This is a genomic window from Thermanaerovibrio velox DSM 12556 (assembly GCF_000237825.1).
Classification (GTDB): Bacteria; Synergistota; Synergistia; order Synergistales; family Synergistaceae; genus Thermanaerovibrio; species Thermanaerovibrio velox.
The window spans coordinates 280308-292262 of sequence record NZ_CM001377.1 but is presented as its reverse complement, the minus strand read 5'-3'; the positions used below and the strand labels follow the sequence as shown (position 1 = coordinate 292262).

The window sequence follows — 11955 nt, the reverse complement described above, 5'->3', positions numbered from 1 at the left end:
CGCTCATCCCCCCGTCTTACCGCCGTCCCCCTAGGACGGCGCTGGTCCCCCAAATTTCCTCAAAGGGATTAAAGTTAAGGCCCCTCCGAGAGGAGGGGCCTTGTCGCCTTTAAAACAGCCGCTGCGCCTCTCTTATCATCCGGCAAAACGCCGCAGGTGTTGGCACCACGCCCCCCAAGGGAGACAGGTTGCCGGGCTTCATCGGGCCAGTCCCTCCGCCACTCTGGATAAGAGTCTATATTAAATTTTCTAAACCGCCCCCAAGGGGCTGGAGCATTTAATCCGTTGTGGGAGATGTTAACCTCCCCAGCGCCGCCATGTCAATAGCTCAACCACAGCCCCCACCCATGGGCCATGCCCATTCCCCCAGGGAGTTTAGGAAGCCCTCCCCGTTAAGGCCCAGCAATGCCCCCGCCGTTTCCGCCCCAAGCCCCGCCCGGTCAAAGCGGGAAACGTAGCGGCTCACGTCAAGTATCGGGAAGTCGGTGCCAAAAAGCATCTTGTGGGGCGCCACCGCCATCGCCGCCTTCAGCATGGAATGGTCGTAAAGAAAGGGCATGGCGGCGGTGTCGTAGTAGGCGTTTGACAGGATCAGCCTCATCTCCTCCATGGACTCGTAAAGGAAAAGGCCTCCCCCGAAGTGAGAGAACACCACCTTAACCTCCGGGTGGTTCTCGCAGAACCCCGCCGCCTCCTTGACACCCACGGTCCCCTTGCCCGGGTACCGGTGCCCCACCGGCTCGGCACAGTGGAACATGAGGAACATGCCAAGCTCGTGGCAGAGCCCCGCAAGGCGCCAGGTCTGGCGCACATCGTCAATGTCGAAGCCCTGCCCCTCCGGGAAGAGCTCCCCAACCCCCACGGCCCCAAGGGAACGGGCCCGCTCAACCTCTTGGAGGGCCCCCTTGGCAAAGGGCGGCACCACCGCCATGGGGACTATCCTGTCCGGATGAGCCCTGGCGGCCTCCAACACATAGTCGTTGCAAAGCCTGCAGAGCCCCAGGTCCTTGAAGGCAAAGCCGAAAACCACCGCCCGGTCCACCCCGTCCCGGTCCATCGCCTCGATGAGGTCCTCCACCGTGGCCCACCGATGCACCTTCGACGAGGACAAAAGGGCGAAGTAATCCTCCCTCTCCGCAATGCGGCGCGCATCCCGGATCACCTCGGGGGGATAGATGTGAACGTGAAAGTCCAGGATCAATCGGAAAGCCCCCGTTCGCACTTAAATTCACTTACCTTTTGGAGATTGTAACATAAAACCGAACACAAGAAAGGGCGGGGCCCCGAAGGACCCCGCCCTGAAACCCAAGAGATGGGATTTGTAGGGTTAAAAGGGAGCTTACTTCAGCTCCACCTTCGCCCCCGCCTCCTCGAGCTTCTTCTTCATCTCCTCCGCCTCTTCCTTGGCGGCCCCTTCCTTCACGGTCTTAGGGGCGCCGTCCACCAGGTCCTTGGCCTCCTTAAGGCCAAGGCCGGTGAGCTCCCGGACCACCTTGATGACGTTGATCTTGTTGGAGCCCGCGTCGGCCAGGACCACGTCGAACTCGGTCTTCTCCTCCTCAGCGGCGGCAGCGGCGCCGGCACCGGGCATGGCCATCATGGGCATGGCCATGGCAGGGGCAGCGGCGGACACGCCGAACTTCTCCTCCAGATCCTTCACGAGCTGGGACAGCTCGAGGACCGACATCTCCTCAATAGCCTTGATTATGTCCTCGCGGGTCATCTGATACTCCTCCTCAGGTTGTTTTTAAAATCTCTTTGCGACGCCCCAAAACCTCACGTTTAAAACGAGGGCGCCCTGAAGCCCGTCCCAGCGCCACATGACGGCGCGAAGAAACGGGAACTACGCAGCGTTCTCCTTCTTGTCCTTGATCTGGGACAGACAAGTGACGAGCCCCCTGGCAGGGCCGGAGAGCACCGTGACGAGTCCCCGGAGCGGGGCCGCCATTGTACCCACCACCTGGGCGATGAGGACCTCCCTGGAGGGAAGATCCGCCAGAGCCATGACCTGATCCTTGCTGAGCAGGTCCTTGCCCATCACTCCGCCCTTTATGACCAGGGCCTCGTTGCCCTTCTCCTTGGAGTAGTCACGAAGCTCCTTGGCCACCGCCGCCACGTCACCGTAGGCGAACACGTAGGCGTTGGGCCCCTGCTCATAGGGATCCACCGTGGGAAGCCCAGCCCTCTCAAGGGCTATCCTCATGAGGGTGTTCTTGGCCACCTTTATCTCCCCGCCCGCCTTGCGGACACGGGAACGCACGTCGGTCATCTTCTTGACCGTAAGACCCCGGTACTCGCAGATGAAAACCGCCTCACTGCGGCCCAGCATCTCAACCAACTGCTCGATGTTCTGCTCCTTCGCCTTAGTCGGCATTACCTCACCTCCTTCCGCCCTGGACTGATCGGCCTGCACCGCAACGCCCGGGGCACAAAGAGAAACGCCCCCGGCCAACAAGGACCGGGAGCGCACGAACACAAGCACCATGCGACAGCCTAAGCCACCGCTTCCCCGGACCTCGGCGGGGTTTTCAACATTAAGCGCAGAGCGCCCCCGCTGTCACAAGCCCAAAGCTCAGTATACCATCCCCCTTGGGACAAACGCAACCCAGGGGGAAGAAAATCCACAAGGGACCGCCGAAAGGGCCCAAAGACTACTCGGCGACTTCCTTCTGCACCTCCACCGGATCTATGGGAATCCCAACACCCATGGTGGTGGTCATGGTGACGCTCTTGAGGTACTGCCCCTTGGCAGCGGCGGGACGAGCCTTGATTATCGCCCTGAGCAAGGTGGATGCGTTCTCAAACAGCTGCTGCTCCCCGAAGGAGGCCTTGCCTATGGCGTTGTGGGTTATACCGGTCTTGTCAACCCGGAACTCAACCCTACCGGCCTTGATGTCCCTGACCGCGTCCGCCACGTCGAAGGTGACCGTGTTGGTCTTGGCGCTGGGCATGAGTCCCCTGGGACCCAAGATCTTACCGAGACGGCCAACCGCCCTCATCACATCCGGGGTGGCTATGACCGCGTCGAAGTCCAGCCAACCGCCCTCTATCTTCTGCACCATGTCCTCGCCGCCGACGAAGTCCGCGCCAGCCTCCTCGGCCTCCTTCACCTTCTCGCCACCGGCGATGACAAGCACCCTCTTGGTCTTGCCGGTGCCGTGAGGAAGGACCACGGTGCTGCGCACCTGCTGGTCCGCGTGGCGGGGATCTACGCCCAACCGGACATGAAGCTCCACGCTCTCATCAAACTTGGCGGTGGCGATCTCCTTAACCAGCTTGACCGCCTCGGACAGCCCGTAAAGCCGGTCCTCCACCTTCTCCGCAATAGCCCGATACCTCTTGCTCTTCTTAGCCATCTTCAATACCTCCCGTGGTCATAGCGGGCAAAAGCCCTGCCACAAACTCAAATCCCTTAAGATACCTAAAAACCCAAGTCCCTAGTTGACCACTTCCACGCCCATGGACCGGGCGGTGCCCTCGATCATCCTCATGGCGGCCTCCACGTCGTTGGCGTTGAGGTCCACCATCTTGAGCTGGGCGATCTCCCTCACCTGGCTCTTGGTTATCTTGGCCACCTTGGTCTTGTTGGGCGCCGCAGAACCCTTCTCCAGGTTCGCCGCCTTCTTGATCAACACGCTGGCGGGAGGGGTCTTCAGAATGAAGCTGAAGCTCCGGTCCGCGTAAACCGTGATCACCACAGGGATTATGAGCCCCACCTGATCCGCGGTCTTCGCGTTGAACTGCTTCACGAACTCCATTATGTTGACACCCCTCTGACCCAAAGCGGGCCCTACGGGTGGTGCCGGCGTAGCCTTGCCTGCCGGCAGCTGCAGCTTGATCTCCCCTACAACCTTCTTTGCCATTTACCTCACTACCTCCTTAAGATAAGGGCCCTAAAGCCCTGAAGGGCGGAACCCCTGCGAGCCCGCCCGTTTTATTCACTAAAGAACCTTCTCCAAGTCCTCGTAGTCCGCCTCCGCCACGGTCTCCCGGCCAAACACGGTGACGGAGAACTTGACCTTCCCCTTCTCAGGGACCACCTCCACCACCGGCCCAACCTGACCTTCAAAGGGACCGGTTTTAACCCTCACGGTGTCCCCGGGCACTATGTCCATCTCCACCTTGCCCTTCTGAACCCCCGCAAGGCCTATCTTCCCCATTATCTCCGCCACTTCCCGCTCAGTAAGGGGTATGGGATGGTTGCCGGAACCCACAAAACCAGTCACCCCAGGGGTATGACGGACCACGTACCAGGACTGGTCGTCCATTATCATCTCAACCAACACATAACTAGGGAAGACCTTGCGCTTCACATGCTTGGTCTTTCCCTCTTTTATGAAGACCTTCTCCTCCACGGGGATCAACACATTGAAGATCCTGTCCCCCATCCCCATGGTGGCTATCCGCTGCTCCAGATTGGCCTTCACCTTATTCTCGTAACCCGAGTAGGTCTGAACTATGTACCAGCGTCTCTTGTAGTCTTTCATCAGCCAAAAGGGGGCCTACACCGCCCCCTCCTCCCGTGATTTTATGAAAACTAGCGGACCACTCCGCGCAGAAGAGCGGCCAAAACCGCATCCACCAAACCAAGATACGCGGAAACAGAGAAGGTAACAAAAAGAACAACCAAGGTGGAATACCAGACCTGCTGCCTGGTGGGCCAAGAGACCCGCTTCAACTCACCCCTGGCCTCCCTCAAGAAATCTAAAACCCTTTCCACACCTCCGCCCCCCTGATCAAGCAAAAAAGTGGCAGGCCCGGAAGGATTCGAACCTTCAACCCCCGCATTTGGAGTGCGGTGCTCTAGCCAGTTCGAGCTACGGACCTGCACGCACGGTGTATTTTACACTACTTCGTCTCCTTGTGCAAGGTGTGTTTGTCACACCACTTGCAGTACTTCTTCTTCTCCAACTTCTTCTGCATCTTCCGCTTGTTAACCGTGGTCACGTAGTTACGACGCTTGCACTCGGTGCACTGAAGACCAATGATGTCCGCCATCTTTAGCTCACTCCAAAATACAGATTTTTATGGATCATACCCCGCATGAAAGCCCGCGGGAACCGGCCTCAAGAAAGCCGCGGCCCAAGGCACCCCCCGGGCCGCGACGGAACCTCCTGTGACTAAGGCCTACTTGTCCAGTATCTCGGTGACCACCCCGGCGCCCACGGTGCGGCCGCCCTCGCGAACCGCAAACCTAAGACCCGGCTCAAGAGCCACCGGCACTATCAACTTCACCTCAAACTGGCTGTTGTCCCCAGGCATGACCATCTCAACACCATCCGGAAGCTTTATCTCTCCCGTCACGTCCGTGGTCCTGAAGTAGAACTGGGGCTTGTAACCAGAGAAGAACGGCGTGTGACGACCACCCTCCTCCTTCTTCAACACGTAAACCTCCGCCTTGAAGTGCTTGTGCGGCTTGATGCTGCCAGGCTTCGCCAACACCTGACCACGCTCAACCTCGTCCTTCCCAGTCCCCCTCAAAAGAACACCCACGTTGTCCCCAGCCACTGCCTCGTCCAATATCTTCCGGAACATCTCAAGGCTCGTGGCCACCGTCTTCTGGGTGTCCCTCATACCCACTATCTCAACCTCATCGCCGGGCTTGATTATGCCACGCTCCACACGACCGGTAACAACCGTGCCGCGCCCGGTGATCGTGAACACGTCCTCTATGGGCATCAGGAACGGCTTGTCGGTCTCACGAACAGGAGTCGGGATGTACTCGTCGCAAGCCTTCATCAACTCCCAGATCTTGTCGGTCCACTCGTCCTCGCCCTCCGCCTCCAACGCCTTCAACGCAGAACCCCGAACGATGGGAACCTCGTCCCCAGGGAAGTTGTACTTGTTCAAAAGATCCCGGATCTCCATCTCCACCAGATCCAAAAGCTCCGGATCGTCCACCATGTCGCACTTGTTCATGAACACCACCAACGCAGGAACGTTAACCTGGCGGGCCAACAACACGTGCTCACGGGTCTGAGGCATCGGACCATCCGCCGCAGAAACCACCAAAATAGCACCGTCCATCTGAGCCGCACCGGTTATCATGTTCTTTATGTAGTCCGCGTGCCCAGGGCAGTCAATGTGCGCATAGTGACGATTGTCCGTCTGATACTCCACGTGCGCTATGTTGATGGTTATGCCGCGCTCCCGCTCCTCCGGCGCCTTGTCTATCTGATCAAAGGGCGTAAAGTCCGCATAACCCTTCTTCGACAGCGTCTTCGTTATCGCCGCCGTCAACGTGGTCTTGCCGTGGTCTATGTGACCTATGGTGCCAATGTTAAGGTGCGGCTTAGACCTGGTAAACTTCTCCTTCGCCATCTTACCCATACCTCCCTGGTATGCTTTTGTCACCCTTTCAAGAAGGGTCCTTCAGCCCGACGGCAGACTCCGTCCGCGGCGATTCTACCATAAGCGCAACCATACCAAAAGAGACCCGGGACTTCAAGCCCGGATCTCTTTTTTAAACCTGGAGCCGACTTCCGGACTCGAACCGGAGACCCCATCCTTACCATGGATGTGCTCTACCTGCTGAGCTAAGTCGGCTTCCGAAAAGTGGTGGTGGGAGTAGGATTTGAACCTACGTAGGCGCTAGCCGGCAGATTTACAGTCTGCTGCCTTTGACCACTCGGCCATCCCACCACGTGGTAGCTTGGTTGCCCTGGAGCCGGTGAGAGGGTTCGAACCCCCGACCTGCTGATTACAAGTCAGCCGCTCTGCCAACTGAGCTACACCGGCGTTACGAACTGGAATTATACCAGCCTCCGCCCGCCTGTCAACCACCCCCGCCCCCTTGCCAGGACCAAAAAATTGTGATATATGCTCACTTGAACAATCATTCATGCTTAAGGGGGCGAGAAAGTGGCAGACCTAGACGGGGACAATCAGCTCCTGTACGACCTGGCGGAACTATTCAGGGTCTTCGGAGATACAACCCGGGTCAGGATCCTCTGGTGCCTGGCCCAGTCGGGCATGTGCGTCTCCCACCTGGCGGAGCGGCTTCGCATGAGCCAGTCGGCGGTGTCCCACCAACTGAGGATCCTCAAGTCCGCCCGGCTGGTCCGGGTCACACGACAGGGACGGAACGCCATCTACGGCCTGGACGACCAACACGTTAAGGCCATCTTCGACCAGGCCCTCCAACACGTGAGCCACACATCCATGGGAAGGGAGAACAAAAATGAGCCAGACCGCTGAATGCCGGTCCTGCCGGTGCTGCGCCGACGAACACCACCACGACCACCACGGAACCACCCGAATCCCAAGGGGACTGCGACTCGTCCTGGGGGCCGCCGCCCTGGCGGGGTCCCTGCTCCTTCCCAACCACATAAGACCCCTGGGCCTCATCGCCGCCTACCTCATCCTGGGGACCAACGTGATGGCCTCCGCCCTGAGGAACGCCCTCAAGGGGGACCTGTTCAACGAGTTCTCCCTCATGTCCATCGCCACCCTGGGGGCCATCGCCATAGGGGAACTGGCCGAAGGGGCGGCGGTGATGCTCTTCTACGAGGCGGGGGAACTGCTCCAGGACATGACCGCCGAGAGGTCCCGGCGAGCCATAGAGGCCGCCATGGACCTGAGGCCCAAGATGGCTCACCTCATGACCCCCCAGGGGGAGGCGGACATCCCCCCCGACCAGGTGGAGACCGGATCCACGATCATCGTGAGGCCCGGGGAGATGATCCCCCTGGACGGACAGGTCACCCAGGGCAGGGCATCGGTGGACACCTCATCCCTCACCGGCGAGGGGCTACCGGTGGACGTGGCGGAGGGGGACCCGGTCCAGGCGGGGACCATGAACCTGGACGGGCACCTGAAGATCCGGGTGACCCGCCCCTTCGACCAGTCCGCCATGGCCCGGGGACTCCAGCTGCTGGCCCAACAGGAGGGGAGCCGCACCAGGACCGAGCGGTTCATCTCCGCCTTCGCCCGCCGCTACACCCCGGCGGTCATGATCCTGGCGGCCCTCATCTCCACCGTACCACCCGCCCTCGGCATGGGCAGCTTCAGACAGTGGGCCTACCGGGGGCTGGTCTTCCTGGTGGTCTCCTGCCCCTGCGCCCTCATGATCTCCGTCCCCCTGGCGGTCCTGGCGGGGCTAGGCGCCTCCGCCCGCCGGGGACTCCTCCTCAAGGGGGGGGACGCGCTGGAAAGGCTATGGCAGGTCCGAAGCGCCTTCCTGGACAAGACCGGGACCCTCACCAAGGGGACCCTGCGGGTGCTGAACGTGACCCCCGCCCCGGGGGTGGACCCCGCCCGGCTGATGAACCTCGCCGCCGCGGCGGAGATGGGATCCAACCACCCGGCCGCCCGGGCCATCGCCGCCCAGGGGTCCCACCTCTCCCCGGAGGACACCAAGGAGCTGCCAGGCATGGGGGTGGAGGCCACCGTGGATGGCTCCTCCATCCTGGTGGGCAACCGGCGCCTCATGGAGTCCAGGGGGGTTGAAGCCCCGGAGGAGGCTCTGGAGTCCGGCGCGGTCCACGTGGCGGAGAACCAGAGGTACCTGGGGTCCATCCAGCTGGGGGATCAGCTGAGGGAGGACGCCCAAACCGCCCTGGACTCCCTCCGCCGGCTGGGGCTCAAACCCCTGGGGGTCATCTCCGGGGACAGGCCCCACCGGGTGGAGGAGCTCACCGGCCAGCTCCCCCTGGACATCCGCCTGGGGGATCTGCTCCCCGCCGACAAGGTGGAGGTGCTCAAGGCCCGACCCTTAAGCCTCTTCGTGGGGGACGGGATCAACGACGCGGCGGTTATGGCCGCCTCCCACGTGGGGATCGCCGTGGGGGGCCTGGGAGCGGACGTGACCGTGGAGGCCTCCGACGGGGTCCTCCTGTCGGACCGGCTCTCCCCGGTGGCGGAAGCGGTGACCGTAGCCAGGATGAGCCGCCGGGTGGTGGGACAGAACATCGCCATGGCCCTCTCGGTAAAGGCGGCGGTGCTGATCCTGGGCACCCTGGGGGCGGCCAACATGTGGGAGGCGGTCTTCGCCGACGTGGGGATGGCCCTGCTGGCCACGCTGAACTCCTGCCGGGTCCTCCGGTCGGTCCGTTGACCCCCCCATGCAAAGAACCTATAATCACCCGGTAAACAAACTGGGCCCCCTCGGGGCAACTCCGGTGAAAGTCCGGGGCAGCCCCGCTACTGTGAGGACCTTACGTCCAAGCCAGAAAACCCGACGGGGCCGGGAAGGATGTTGTGCGAGGGCATGTATCATCCGGATAGCTTTTCACGTTCGTCTTCCGAAGGGGACCGGCGGTCCCCTTTATTCCTTCGCTGGCTGGCCCATCCTCCTGCTGGCGGCGCTCCTCCTGATCTCCCCGTCTACTTCCGACGCCCTCCCATCCCCCAAACGGATCGTGTCCCTCTCCCCGGCGGGGACCGAGATGCTCTTCGCCATGGGACTCGGGGACCGGGTCGCGGCGGTCACCACCTTCTGCGACCACCCCCGGGAGGCCCTATCGAAGCCCAAGGTGGGGGGCTTCGCGGACGTGAGCATCGAGGCCCTGATATCCATGGGGGCGGACCTGGTGGTGCTCCAGGACATCCACTCCCCAATGACCCAGCAGCTCACCCGGGCAGGGATCCGGTGGATCATGCTGCGCCAGGACAGCGTTGCCCAGGTGCTGGACTCCATGCGGGCCCTGGGGAGGGCCTGCGGCGTGCCGGACCGGGGGCAGGCCCTAGCCAGGCGAACCGAGTCCCAGATAAGGGCCATATCCTCCAGAACCAAGGGGAAGCGCCCCCGGGTGCTGGTCTGCGTCTCCCGGGAGATGGAGGCGGGGCGCATAACCTCCTTCTACGCCGCTGGGCCCAGGAGCTTCTACGGGGAGCTGGTGAGGCTGGCGGGGGGAGAGAACTGCCTTCCCCCCTCATCACCCCCCTACCCCATGGTCTTCGCCGAGGGGCTCCTAGCCATGAGACCCCAGGTGGTGATAGACCTGGTGGGGGACAGGAACTTCTACCACTCCTCCTCAAGGCTCAACCGGGACGAGCTGTTCGACCTGAACGAGATCCGCCGCAAGTGGCGCCGGTCGTTCCCCAACTCCACTTTCAAGCTCCAGGTACTGGAGGGCACCGTTTACCTCCGGCCCGGGCCCAGGATACCCGTGGTGATCGACGCCTTCCAGCGGGCCATCCGGGAGGCGTCCCGATGAGCATCGTCTCCGTGAGGGACCTGACGGTCCAGATGGGGGGAAGGACCATCCTCCGGGACGTGAACCTGGACCTTAGGCCCCGGGAGGCCCTGGCGGTGATAGGCCCCAACGGGGCGGGGAAGAGCACCCTCCTCAAAGCCCTCATGGGACTGGTGCCCTTCGACGGTGAGGCGTGGATCCTGGGCAGGCCCTTAAGGGCCATGAGGCCCAGGGAGATCGGCCGGCACATCGCCATGGTGCCCCAGCCCTCCGAGGGGCGTCCCCCGGTGACCCCCAGGGAGTTGGCGGAGCTATCCAGGTACCCCTGGCACGGGCCCTTTGACCCCCTGGGGCCGGAGGACCTCGATACGGTCCGGAGGGCCCTCGCCGCGGTGGGGCTCAAGGACCTGGCGGACACCCCCATGGAGGAGCTGAGCGGCGGCGAGGCCCAGAGGGGACTGATAGCCGCAGCCCTGGCCCAAGGTACCCGATGCCTACTCCTTGACGAGCCCACCGCGTTCCTGGACCACCTCCACCAGCAGGAGGTGTTCAACCTCCTAATGGCACTCAAGGATGACGGGTTGGGGGGCAGAAAGGGCATGCTCATGGTCACCCACGACGTAAACCTGGCGTTGGCCTGGGCGGACCGGGTCTTAGCCATAAAGAACGGGGAGCTGCTCTTTGACCTCCCCCCGCACCTCATAGGCCCCGCGGAGCTTGAGGGGGTCTTCAACGTTCCCTTCGCCAAACTGACGGACCCACGGGGCAGGGGCTGCCTCATGCCGGAGGTGATGCTCCGATGAGAAACCGCCGGAACCTCTGTCTGGCCCTGGCATCCATTGCGATACTCGTCGCAAGCCCCATGATCGGTCCCGCGGACGTTCCGCTGGGGAACATGCTCAACAACCCGGTCTTCATGGAGATGAGGCTTCCTCGAGTTCTGCTGGGCTACGCCACCGGAGCCACCCTCAGCGTCTGCGGAGCGGTGTTTCAGGTGCTCCTCAAGAACAGCCTGGCCTCCCCGGACGTGATGGGGGTGTCATCGGGGGCCGCCCTTGGAGCGGTTTGCGCCATCAGGTTCGGCATCCAGATCCCCCTGGGAGCGGGGGCGTTCCTGGGCTCCGCCCTGGCCATAGGCCTCATCCAGGCAGCGGGGGCGGCCACTCAAAGGCGCAACCCCTCCGGGGAGGGGTTAATGCTGGCAGGTGTTGCCGCCAGCTTCCTGTTCGGGAGCCTAAACATGATAATCCAATACAGCGGGGGCTACTCGGACTCCTTCAGGATGATGAGGTGGGCCAGTGGGGGGCATACAGATCATAGGATGGGACCCCCTGCTCCCCGCCCTCATCACCCTGGGGGGCACCCTCCTGGTCTGCCGTTTCTTTCTGCAAGACCTCAAGCTCATACGCTGCGGCACCCTCTTGGCCCAAAGCCGGGGGGTACCGGTGCAATCGGTGCGCCTCATCCTGTTCTCCCTCATATCCCTGGCGGTAGCCTCAAGCGTCTCCATCTGCGGCCCCATAGGCTTTGTGGGCCTCTTCGGCCCTCACATGGCCCGGATGACCGGGGCAAGGGGAGAGGGGGAGGTGCTCTTTGCCAGCACCATGATAGGGGGCTCCATGCTGACCCTCTGTGACGTGGCGGCAAGGACCCTGTGGGCCCCGTCGGAGATACCGGTGGGCATAATCACCTCCGGGGTGGGGGCCCTCTTCTTCCTGTGGCTGCTCCTGAGGAGGAGCTGACTTGCCGCCAGGTCCGAAGGACGAGGCCGCACAAGACCCGAATAACCCCAATAAACCAAACAGCAGGGAGGTTGATA

Annotated in this window: 15 protein-coding genes, 4 tRNA genes, 1 pseudogene and 2 riboswitches; of the genes and pseudogenes, 6 read left to right on the top strand and 14 right to left on the bottom strand. The window is 62.1% G+C overall.

The annotated features are described in order from the left end of the window. Nucleotides 1-129: 129 nt before the first annotated feature. Nucleotides 130-234: riboswitch (SAM riboswitch) on the bottom strand. Between the two features lie 94 nt (nt 235-328). From THEVEDRAFT_RS01320 to THEVEDRAFT_RS01260, 13 genes are all read right to left on the bottom strand, one after another. Next, a complete protein-coding gene (locus THEVEDRAFT_RS01320) occupies nt 329-1201 on the bottom strand; it encodes an amidohydrolase family protein (RefSeq protein ID WP_006582929.1) in 873 nt (290 codons plus the stop codon). 138 nt (nt 1202-1339) lie between these two features. Then, complete coding sequence (rplL, locus tag THEVEDRAFT_RS01315; protein WP_006582928.1) at nt 1340-1723, bottom strand: 50S ribosomal protein L7/L12; 384 nt, start codon at nt 1721-1723, stop codon at nt 1340-1342. 120 nt (nt 1724-1843) lie between these two features. After that, nucleotides 1844-2374: a 50S ribosomal protein L10 gene (gene rplJ / locus THEVEDRAFT_RS01310; protein WP_040825557.1), complete on the bottom strand. Its 531-nt coding sequence runs from the start codon at nt 2372-2374 to the stop codon at nt 1844-1846. 277 nt (nt 2375-2651) lie between these two features. Next, the gene (rplA, locus tag THEVEDRAFT_RS01305) at nt 2652-3356 is read right to left on the bottom strand and encodes a 50S ribosomal protein L1 (RefSeq protein WP_006582926.1); all 705 of its coding nucleotides are present in this window, start codon (nt 3354-3356) and stop codon (nt 2652-2654) included. Between the two features lie 81 nt (nt 3357-3437). Continuing rightward, nucleotides 3438-3863, bottom strand: coding sequence for a 50S ribosomal protein L11 (gene rplK, locus THEVEDRAFT_RS01300; RefSeq protein WP_006582925.1), 426 nt, complete (start codon nt 3861-3863; stop codon nt 3438-3440). 78 nt (nt 3864-3941) lie between these two features. Then, nucleotides 3942-4487, bottom strand: coding sequence for a transcription termination/antitermination protein NusG (gene nusG / locus THEVEDRAFT_RS01295; RefSeq protein WP_006582924.1), 546 nt, complete (start codon nt 4485-4487; stop codon nt 3942-3944). 50 nt (nt 4488-4537) lie between these two features. Continuing rightward, nucleotides 4538-4720 carry a preprotein translocase subunit SecE gene (secE, locus tag THEVEDRAFT_RS01290; RefSeq protein WP_006582923.1) on the bottom strand — a complete coding sequence of 61 codons (183 nt, stop codon included), beginning with the start codon at nt 4718-4720 and terminating at the stop codon, nt 4538-4540. Nucleotides 4721-4749: 29 nt separating this feature from the next. Next, a tRNA-Trp gene (locus THEVEDRAFT_RS01285) sits at nt 4750-4827 on the bottom strand. A 21-nt stretch (nt 4828-4848) separates the two neighbouring features. Further along, nucleotides 4849-4998: a 50S ribosomal protein L33 gene (gene rpmG / locus THEVEDRAFT_RS01280; RefSeq protein WP_006582922.1), complete on the bottom strand. Its 150-nt coding sequence runs from the start codon at nt 4996-4998 to the stop codon at nt 4849-4851. A gap of 129 nt (nt 4999-5127) precedes the next feature. Beyond that, entirely contained in the window at nt 5128-6321 is a 1194-nt protein-coding gene (gene tuf, locus THEVEDRAFT_RS01275) for an elongation factor Tu (RefSeq protein ID WP_006582921.1), read from the bottom strand. A gap of 149 nt (nt 6322-6470) precedes the next feature. Beyond that, a tRNA-Thr gene (locus THEVEDRAFT_RS01270) sits at nt 6471-6546 on the bottom strand. A gap of 10 nt (nt 6547-6556) precedes the next feature. Beyond that, nucleotides 6557-6642 (bottom strand) — tRNA-Tyr (locus THEVEDRAFT_RS01265). Between the two features lie 20 nt (nt 6643-6662). After that, a tRNA-Thr gene (locus tag THEVEDRAFT_RS01260) sits at nt 6663-6738 on the bottom strand. A gap of 123 nt (nt 6739-6861) precedes the next feature. Here THEVEDRAFT_RS01260 and THEVEDRAFT_RS01255 point away from each other — a divergent pair. Further along, complete coding sequence (locus THEVEDRAFT_RS01255; protein ID WP_006582920.1) at nt 6862-7197, top strand: ArsR/SmtB family transcription factor; 336 nt, start codon at nt 6862-6864, stop codon at nt 7195-7197. Further along, nucleotides 7181-9055: a heavy metal translocating P-type ATPase gene (locus THEVEDRAFT_RS01250; protein ID WP_006582919.1), complete on the top strand. Its 1875-nt coding sequence runs from the start codon at nt 7181-7183 to the stop codon at nt 9053-9055. The genes THEVEDRAFT_RS01255 and THEVEDRAFT_RS01250 overlap by 17 nt, the downstream gene beginning before the upstream one ends. Nucleotides 9056-9086: 31 nt before the next feature. After that, nucleotides 9087-9197: riboswitch (cobalamin riboswitch) on the top strand. Nucleotides 9198-9265: 68 nt separating this feature from the next. Here THEVEDRAFT_RS01250 and THEVEDRAFT_RS10060 read toward each other — a convergent pair. Then, complete coding sequence (locus THEVEDRAFT_RS10060) at nt 9266-9400, bottom strand: hypothetical protein (protein ID WP_281054549.1); 135 nt, start codon at nt 9398-9400, stop codon at nt 9266-9268. Between THEVEDRAFT_RS10060 and THEVEDRAFT_RS01245 the strand changes: the two genes are divergently transcribed. From THEVEDRAFT_RS01245 to THEVEDRAFT_RS09740, 4 genes and pseudogenes are all read left to right on the top strand, one after another. Next, on the top strand, nt 9387-10157 hold the full coding sequence (locus tag THEVEDRAFT_RS01245) for a heme/hemin ABC transporter substrate-binding protein (RefSeq protein WP_083830721.1): 771 nt from the start codon (nt 9387-9389) through the stop codon (nt 10155-10157). The two genes, THEVEDRAFT_RS10060 and THEVEDRAFT_RS01245, sit on opposite strands and share 14 nt — an antisense overlap. Next, on the top strand, nt 10154-10939 hold the full coding sequence (locus THEVEDRAFT_RS01240) for an ABC transporter ATP-binding protein (RefSeq protein WP_006582917.1): 786 nt from the start codon (nt 10154-10156) through the stop codon (nt 10937-10939). Before THEVEDRAFT_RS01245 ends, THEVEDRAFT_RS01240 begins: the two co-directional genes overlap by 4 nt. Then, a pseudogene (locus tag THEVEDRAFT_RS09745) lies at nt 10936-11385 on the top strand (iron chelate uptake ABC transporter family permease subunit); the annotation flags it as partial. The gene THEVEDRAFT_RS01240 and the pseudogene THEVEDRAFT_RS09745, both read left to right, overlap by 4 nt. 49 nt (nt 11386-11434) lie before the next feature. Next, nucleotides 11435-11878, top strand: a complete 444-nt coding sequence (locus THEVEDRAFT_RS09740; RefSeq protein ID WP_050802088.1) for an iron chelate uptake ABC transporter family permease subunit — start codon at nt 11435-11437, stop codon at nt 11876-11878. Nucleotides 11879-11955: the final 77 nt, after the last annotated feature.